Raw genomic sequence first — 3,479 nt, forward strand, 5'->3', positions numbered from 1 at the left:
ATATTAAATTAATTCATCGGCTGTGTTCCGTTACATGACGATTAAGTCCAATTACGTGGAAATTTATCTATGAAAGCAAGTAGTAATAAAGTTGCCGATCAGTTTGATGCCGCGATATCACGGAATGGTTATAATGCAGTAAGCGAGTTTTTTCAGTATCATGCGCGTGGTGAAGACTTAGTGATTAACGGTAAGCCTTCTTACTCCAATGAAGATGCTGGATTACAAATTACTCGCACTGATCAAACGTGGAATGGTAAATACGTTTTTGATCAGCCGGTAAAACTGACTTATTCATTTTTAGATAGTGTTACTCGAATTCCGGGAGGCGATAAGGGTTTTGTTAAATTTAACCCCGCACAAATTGCCACTGCTAAATTATCATTACAGTCATGGTCAGATGCTGCCAATATTACATTCACAGAAATCACTCCCAACCAAAAAGCTAATGTTACATTTGGCAATTTTACACTTTCTCACGACGGGTCACTGGCTGATTCACAGGCCTATGCACTTTTGCCCGGCAGTGGAAGTTCATCTGGTTCTACCTGGTACAATTATAACGTCGATAATATACGCCACCCGGATACCATGGAATATGGACGGCAAACACTAACCCATGAAATAGGGCATGCTCTAGGCCTTAGCCATCCCGGTAATTATAATGCAGGGGAGGGAACACCGACTTATAAAGATGTGACCTATGCGGAAGATACCCGTCAGTTCAGTATTATGAGTTATTGGAACGAAAAAAATACCGGAGGCGATAACAAAGGGCATTATGCTGCTGCACCGATGTTGGATGATATTGCTGCTATTCAGCATTTATACGGAGCGAATATGACGACCCGCACCGGTGATACCATATACGGTTTTCATTCCAATACCAATCGTGATTATTACACTGCTGCGGACAGCAGTAAGGCATTAATCTTTTCGGTCTGGGATGCCGATGGTAACGATACCTTTGATTTTTCCGGTTATAGCAATGATCAACGTATTAACTTGCATGAGAAATCCTTCACTGATGTCGGTGGTCTGAAGGGCAACGTTTCCATTGCGGCCGGTGTGACTATCGAAAATGCGATTGGTGGATCAGGTAACGATATCATCGTGGGTAACGACGCTCGTAATACCTTAATGGGAGGTAATGGTAATGATATCTTGTTCGGCGATGGCGGTGCTGATGTGTTGTGGGGTGGGGCAGGTAAAGATATTTTTGTATTTGGCAAAGTTAGTGACTCCACCCCACAAGCTGCTGATTGGATAATGGATTTTGAACGTGGCATTGACAAGATTGATCTTTCAGCTTTCAATTTTGCCAACAGTGGTGGCTTCCATTTTGTTAATAGTTTCAGCGGTAAAGCAGGCGAAGCTATGCTGACTTATGATGCTGGAAGCAATGTTAGTGAGCTAGCATTAAATAATGTGACAGGCGATCATTCATTCTCCGATTTTTTAGTAAAAATAATTGGGCAGCCAGCACAAGAAACGGATTTTATTGTTTGATAACCTATATTTATGAAACAAAAATAACGTCTAATGAGTTTTATTAGACGTTATTAGTAAGTTAAACCAGGAATGATGAGGTTATATAGTGATATCGTCTGTGCTTTATGCATGTAATTAGATATTTTGGTTTTGTTGATTTTAATTACCATTCCTTGATTTTAATAATTCAAAGCATATAATTAGAATGCATCGTGATGATTCGATAATTATTTTTTACCTATTAATTAGTCGGCAAATTATATTATATCATAGTATAGCTTTATGTGATGCCACTACAAAGGATATGACATGGATTTACTTTCTTACATGGGGAAATATCTATCCATTAATTAATGTGGGCTGTCGACGTGGTGGTAAATTTAATTAATTACAAGGAACTTGACGTTGAAATCAATCAATAAAATAGCTAATGATCAGATCAATAACACTATTAACCAAAGTGGCTATAGTGCTGTCATTGATTTATTCCGTGACTCAGTTCGAGGCGATGGTTTTACTACGTCAAGTGGAAAGATTAGTTTTGATTTAGGTAAGTCGGCTCTGCAGTTAAACCGCAGCGAACTAAATTGGAATGGAAAAACGACCTTAGGGCACGATGTTGATCTGACTTATTCATTCCTCGATTTGCAGTCTCAAAAATCGGATGATGTTCACGGGTTTATTAAATTCAATCCTGAGCAAGTGGCACAAACTAAATTTTCACTGCAATCCTGGTCTGATGTCGCTAATATCCACTTCACCGAGGTGGGGCCAACCGAAAAAGCCAATATTACATTGGGCAACTATTCATTAACGGCTGATGGGCAGTTGGCGGGAGGGCAGGCATATACCAGTTCCAGTTATACTTCTGGTCCTAACGAAAGAATTGCTGATACCAGCACTTGGTATAATTACAATATGGATAATATCCGAGAGCCAGAGAAAATGGAGTATGGCCGCTTGACTCTGGCGCACGAATTGGGACATGCACTTGGTCTGAGTCACCCTGCGAATTATAACGCCGGACAGGGTAATACTTTTGCCAAGGATGCGGTTTATGGTGAAGATACTCGTCAGTTCAGTATCATGAGTTATTGGGATGCTTGGCAATCCGGGGCTGACCATCAGGGGCACTACGCGTCAACGCCACTGGTGGATGATATTTTTGCAATTCAGCGTCTTTACGGTGCGAATATGGATACCCGCACGGAAGATAATATCTATGGTTTCAACTCCAACACTCAGCGCGACTCTTTTACCCTGACAGATAGCAGTGATCAGAAAGTATTCTCTGTTTGGGATGCGGGCGGCATTGATACCTTTGATTTCTCAGGCTATAGCGTTGATCAACGTATCAATCTGGAAGAAGCTGCTTTTTCTGATGTCGGGGGATTAAAAGCTAACGTTTCAATCGCCGCCAACGTGACGATTGAGAATGCCATTGGTGGTTCTGGTAATGATGTTCTGGTGGGTAATGGAGCAGATAACGAACTACGTGGTGGCGCAGGCAATGATGTTCTGTTCGGCGGCGGCGGTGCAGATAAACTTTGGGGGGGCAGCGGTAGCGATATTTTTGTTTTCGGCCGGACCACGGATTCTTCACCAAGTGCGCCAGACTGGATCATGGATTTTGAGGGCGGTATAGATAAAATCGATTTATCCGTTTTTAATACTGGCAGCGGTGGTATTCACTTTGTCGATCATTTTAGCGGTTCTGCCAGTGAAGCATTATTAACTTATGATCCGCAGACTAATATCAGCGATTTGGCATTAAATGTTGATGGCGGGCAATTATTACCTGATTTTCTTGTGAAAATTGTGGGGCAGCCAACTCAGGCAACTGATTTTATTGTTTGATGTGATTGCTATCCAACGTCTGGTTGATTTAATCAGACGTTTTTATCACGTATTACAGAAGTAGTAATTAAAAAACTCTCAACCGTGTTAGAGATGAAAATAGCATATAAATCAAGAATAATGAGTTTTAT

The 3,479-nt window shown here is 41.1% G+C and carries 2 protein-coding genes; both read left to right on the forward strand.

The features are described from left to right. The first annotated feature begins 69 nt into the window (after positions 1–69). Positions 70–1,509 (forward strand): serralysin family metalloprotease, encoded by a 1,440-nt coding sequence (locus V1952_RS20745; protein WP_372558279.1) that lies wholly within the window; start codon positions 70–72, stop codon positions 1,507–1,509. Between the two features lie 387 nt (positions 1,510–1,896). Next, the gene (locus V1952_RS20750; RefSeq protein ID WP_372558280.1) at positions 1,897–3,348 is read left to right on the forward strand and encodes a serralysin family metalloprotease; all 1,452 of its coding nucleotides are present in this window, start codon (positions 1,897–1,899) and stop codon (positions 3,346–3,348) included. Positions 3,349–3,479: the final 131 nt, after the last annotated feature.

This window comes from Yersinia sp. 2542 StPb PI (genome assembly GCF_048593855.1).
In the GTDB taxonomy this organism is placed as follows: Bacteria; Pseudomonadota; Gammaproteobacteria; order Enterobacterales; family Enterobacteriaceae; genus Yersinia; species Yersinia enterocolitica_E.

Coding starts and splice junctions, on each gene's coding strand:
- V1952_RS20745 (WP_372558279.1), top strand. CDS start 70: ATGAAAGCAAGTAGTAATAAAGTTGCCGATCAGTTTGATGCCGCGATA.